The 4762-nt window shown below is 69.7% G+C and carries 5 protein-coding genes; 3 read left to right on the top strand and 2 right to left on the bottom strand.

What is annotated here, in order from left to right:
- Positions 1-42 precede the first annotated feature (42 nt).
- Complete coding sequence (locus ACFWGJ_RS42065) at positions 43-345, bottom strand: DUF4190 domain-containing protein (protein WP_387334234.1); 303 nt, start codon at positions 343-345, stop codon at positions 43-45.
- 4 nt (positions 346-349) lie between these two features.
- On the bottom strand, positions 350-517 hold the full coding sequence (locus ACFWGJ_RS42060; protein WP_387334233.1) for a hypothetical protein: 168 nt from the start codon (positions 515-517) through the stop codon (positions 350-352).
- Positions 518-744: 227 nt separating this feature from the next.
- On the opposite strand from ACFWGJ_RS42060, the gene ACFWGJ_RS42055 reads away from it, so the two are divergent.
- The 3 genes from ACFWGJ_RS42055 (at position 745) to ACFWGJ_RS42045 (ending at position 4725) form a co-directional block, all read left to right on the top strand.
- Entirely contained in the window at positions 745-2061 is a 1317-nt protein-coding gene (locus tag ACFWGJ_RS42055) for an acetyl-CoA carboxylase biotin carboxylase subunit family protein (RefSeq protein ID WP_387334232.1), read from the top strand.
- A gap of 60 nt (positions 2062-2121) precedes the next feature.
- A complete protein-coding gene (locus ACFWGJ_RS42050) occupies positions 2122-4191 on the top strand; it encodes a CocE/NonD family hydrolase (protein ID WP_387334231.1) in 2070 nt (689 codons plus the stop codon).
- 141 nt (positions 4192-4332) lie between these two features.
- Positions 4333-4725, top strand: a complete 393-nt coding sequence (locus ACFWGJ_RS42045) for a DUF3662 domain-containing protein (RefSeq protein WP_387334230.1) — start codon at positions 4333-4335, stop codon at positions 4723-4725.
- The last annotated feature ends 37 nt before the right edge of the window (positions 4726-4762 follow it).

Genomic DNA, 4762 nt, shown 5'->3' with positions numbered 1-4762 from the left:
GTTCACCACCGGTCGCCCCACAGCGCTTTCGCATGGACGCGGTCAGCCGAGAATGCTCCACGACGTGCCGCCGTTCACCGCCATGAGCACGGCGAGCACCACGATGTCCGCGATGCCGAGCCACAGCCCGAGCAGCGCCCGGAAGCGGCGGGGCGTGCCCCGGCGCAGGGCCATGACGGCCAGCACGATGGCGACGGGGCCGAGGAAGAAGTTGAGGACGAGGAGTCCGACCAGGCCGAGGACGAAGGAGGCCACGGCCATTCCCTCGGTGTCCCGCCTGCCGGTCGGACGCCCGCCGGCCTCCCGCTCACGGGTCTCCCGTCGCCGGGACTCTGTCAGCCGCATCTCGTCACGCCCTTCCGGTCCGGCTGCCGTGCCTGCGCCGCTCGCGCACCGCGAACACGGCCAGCCACGCGGCGATGGCCACTGCGGCCAACACGGTCACGGGCAGGGGGAGATAGGCGGCCGAGCCGAGCAGGACGGCCAGCACCAGGACGGCCACGACAAGGAAGATCACGTCTGCTCCCGTTCGTGCGGGGACAAGGGCAAGGCTGTGGATCGCCTCTTCATGAACATGCGGATACGGGTGTCCCGGCGGCCCGACATCACACCTGCGAACACTTCAGGGCGATGGCGAAGATTCGCCCCGCCGCTCAGGGGTACCCCACGGTCTTCCGCCCGATCCGAGGGCGAACCGCGCGAACCGCGCGAACCGCATGAACTCGCCGAACAGGAAGGCCGCCGGTGCCCGAAAAGAACTTGACCGATGTGAAGAACGTCTTCGTGGCAGGCCTCGACGACGCCAACCTGCCCACCCTCGAAGCAGCCGCGGCGGCCAGGTCGCTGCGCTACCACCGGCTGCTGACGATCGAGGAGCTGCAGAGCGGCGAGGTGTCCGTCCCGGAACTCATCGACAAGGCCCGGGGCGTACTGGACGCGTTCGACGGCAGCATCGACGCGATCGTCGGCTACTGGGACTTCCCCGTGAGCACTCTCGTGCCGATCCTCGCCGAGCAGTACGGGACCCGCAGCACCAGCCTGGAGTCCGTGGTCAAGTGCGAGCACAAGTACTGGAGCCGGCTGGAGCAGCAGAAGGTCACCGACAGGCACCCCCGGTTCGGCCGGGTCGACCTGGACACCGACGACCCGCGGCCGCCCGAGAACGTACGGTTCCCGATGTGGGTCAAGCCCGCGCTCTCGTACTCCTCCGAACTCGCCTTCGGGGTCGAGAACCTGGAAGAGTTCCAGGATGCCGTGCGTCAGATACGCGAGGGCATCTCCCGGGTCGGCCGCCCCTTCGAGGACATCCTCGACCGGATCGAACTGCCGCCCGAGATGGAGGGCGTCGGCGCCCAGGTCTGCCTCGCCGAGGAGACCATGACGGGCCTCCAGGTCGCCGTCGAGGGATACGTCCACGAGGGCGAGGTCACCGTCTACGGCGTGCTGGACTCCATCAACTACCCCGACACCTCCAGCTTCCAGCGGCACCAGTACCCCTCCACGCTGCCGCCGGCGGTCATCGCCCAGCTGCACGACGTCACCGAGCGCGTCATGCGCCGGATCGGCTTCGAGTCGGCCACCTTCAGCGTGGAGTACTTCTTCGACCCGAAGACCCAGGAGATCAGCCTGCTGGAGATCAACCCCAGGCACTCCCAGTCCCACGCCGAACTCTTCGAGTACGTCGACGGCGTGCCCAACCACCACGCCATGCTCGGCCTCGCCCTGGGCGACGATCCGGCCATGCCGCAGCGCAAGGGCCCGTACGCGATGGCCGCGAAGTGGTACTACCGCTGGTTCACCGACGGCGTCGTGCGTGACGTGCCCTCGGACGACGACCTCACCCGCATCGAGCGCGAGACCGACGGGGTGCGCGTGGACGTCACCACCGAGGAGGGGCAGGTCCTCTCCGACCTCTCCCAGCAGGACTCCTACAGCTACGAACTGGCGCACATATTCACCGGCGGGAACAGTGAAGAGGACCTGAGGGCGAAGTACGACCACTGCGTGGCCGCGCTGGGACTCACCTTCGACGAGATCCCCCGGGACCGGCCCGGCGCCTGACCGCCGCACGCACGACGGCCGCACACGCAACGACCGCACGAAAAGGAGCAGGTCCGCCTCATGCGCTACGTGAGCAATCTGCCGTACGCCACGAAGGAAGAGGAGGACGTCCGTATCCCGATGCCCGACGGCGTCCAGCTGTCGGCCCGTGTCCGGCGCCCCACCTCCTCCGACAACGAGCCCGTGCCCGCGGTGCTGGAGTACATCCCCTACCGCAAACGCGACCTCACCTCGGTCCGCGACTCCATGCACCACCCCTACATCGCCGGTCACGGCTACGCCTGTGTGCGCGTCGACCTGCGCGGCACCGGCGACTCGGAGGGGGTGCTGCGGGACGAGTACCTGGAACAGGAACAGGCCGACGCCGAAGCCGTCCTCGCCTGGCTCGCCGACCAGCCATGGTGCGACGGCAACACCGGCATGATGGGCCTGTCCTGGGGCGCCTTCGCCGCCCTCCAGGTCGCCGCCCGGCAGCCGCCGAGCCTGCGCGCCGTCGTCATCGCGTCCTTCACGGACGACCGGCACGCCGACGACATGCACTACATGGGCGGCGCCATGCTGTCGGACAACCTCGCCGAGGCCGGCACGATGTTCGCCTACGCGACCCTTCCGCCCGATCCCGCCGTGGTCGGCGACCGCTGGCGCGAGATGTGGCACGAACGCCTGGAGAACTCCGGCCCGTGGGTCCTGCCGTGGCTGCGCCACCAGCGCCGGGACGACTACTGGCGGCACGCCTCGGTCGCCGAGGACTACAAGGCCGTACAGTGCCCCGTCCTCGCCTCCAGCGGCTGGGCGGACGGCTACTCCAACGCCGTGACCCGGCTCCTCGGCAACCTGGACGTGCCCCGCAAGGGACTGATCGGCCCCTGGTCGCACAAGTTCCCCCACCTCGGGGAGCCCGGCCCCGCCATCGGCTACCTCCAGGAAGTGGTGCGCTGGTGGGACCACTGGCTCAAGGGCGCCGACAACGGCGTCATGGACGGCCCCATGCTGCGCACCTGGATGCAGGACAGCGTGCCCCCGTCCACGTCGTACGAGGAGCGTCCGGGCCGCTGGGTCTCCGAGCCGACCTGGCCGTCTCCGCAGATCACCCCCGTCAGGTACCCGCTGACCCGGCACCGGATCGGCACACCGTCCGATGCCGATGCCGACGCCGACGCCGGAGCCGGCACCGTGGCACGTGGTGACATTGGCGGTGCCGCGATGACCGTACGGTCGCCGCTGTCCGTCGGGCAGTTCGCGGGCAAGTGGGCCTCCTACAACGCGCCCCCGGACCTGCCGTACGACCAGCGTGAGGAGGACGGCGGCTCCCTCGTCTTCGAGACCGAACCGCTGACCGAGCGGCTGGAGATCCTCGGCTCACCGACCGTGGAACTCGACCTCGCGGCCGACCGGCCGGTCGCGATGGTGGCCGCACGGCTGTCCGACGTCAGCCCCGACGGGGCCGCCACCCGCGTCACCTACGGCCTGCTCAACATCACCCGCCGCGACAGCACCGAGAGCCCCGAGGCCCTGGAGCCGGGCACGCGCTACCGCGCGACCGTCCAGCTCAACGGAGTGGCACAGGCGTTCCCGCCCGGCCACCGGGTCCGCCTCTCGCTGTCCACGTCCTACTGGCCGCTGGCCTGGCCGCCCCCCGGGCCGGCGCTGCTGAGCGTGTACGAGGGCTCCAGCACGCTCACGCTTCCCGTCCGCCCGACGGAGGAGCCGGACGGGGTGCCGGCGAACCCGTTCGAGGAGCCCGAGGGCACACCCCCGCTGTCCGTGACCCGGCTGACCGCGCCGGACGCACGGTGGGAGGTGAAGCGCGACATGGTCGACTACCGCGCCGAACTGGAGATCGTGAAGGACCAGGGTCTGGTCCACTTCGACGAGATCGACCTCGACGTCGGCCGTCGCGCCTACGAGCGCTACACCTCCGTCGCCGACGACTTCACGTCGGCCACCGGCGAGTCGACGTGGACCATGCGGTTCAGGCGGGACGAGTGGGATGTCCGCGTGGAGACGCACACGCGGCTGACCTGCGACGAGACGGACTTCTTCGTGGACGCCACGCTGGACGGCTACGAAGGCGGGCGCCGGGTCTTCTCCCGCACCTGGAACGAGACGGTGCCGAGGGACCTGCTGTAGGCGGGACGCACGCGTCTTTCTCCACCACCCGGGCACCCGGAGGAGGAGGGAGCGCCGCACCGGCACACCACAAGACGGCACACCACAAGACGGCACACCACGAGACGGAATGCCACGACACCATCGAGGAGAAGTACAGGCGTGAGCACACTCACTGGTCTGGAACGAGCCATGGAACGCTTCGGAGGGTCCCTGCTCGCGCATTTTCGCCACAAGGAACCGGTCGAACTGATCGAGGCCCTGCACAAGGAGTGCGACGACAACATCGTGGTGTGCAGCGAGAGCCGCACCGTCGTGCCCAACGCCTACGACGTGGAGCTGGCCGAGTTCGCCCACGAGGAGCTGGAGCGCAACGGCGGGCGCATAGACCAGGTGCTCACCGACAGCCTGCTGCGCCACGGCGAGAAGCAGGGCTACGAGTGGGCCGGCCCGCTGACCGTGCACGTCACCCGGTCACCGGACCTGCCCAACGGCCGGTACCGGGTGGCGAGCGCCGTCATGAAGCACGTGCGGGCCGACGCCTTCCAGCACTGATCCGACCGCACATGTCCCGCCCGGGACCCTCGGGGCG

This window comes from Streptomyces sp. NPDC060205 (assembly GCF_042728395.1).
Classification (GTDB): domain Bacteria; phylum Actinomycetota; class Actinomycetes; order Streptomycetales; family Streptomycetaceae; genus Streptomyces.
This window is presented reverse-complemented; position numbering and strand designations above follow the sequence as displayed.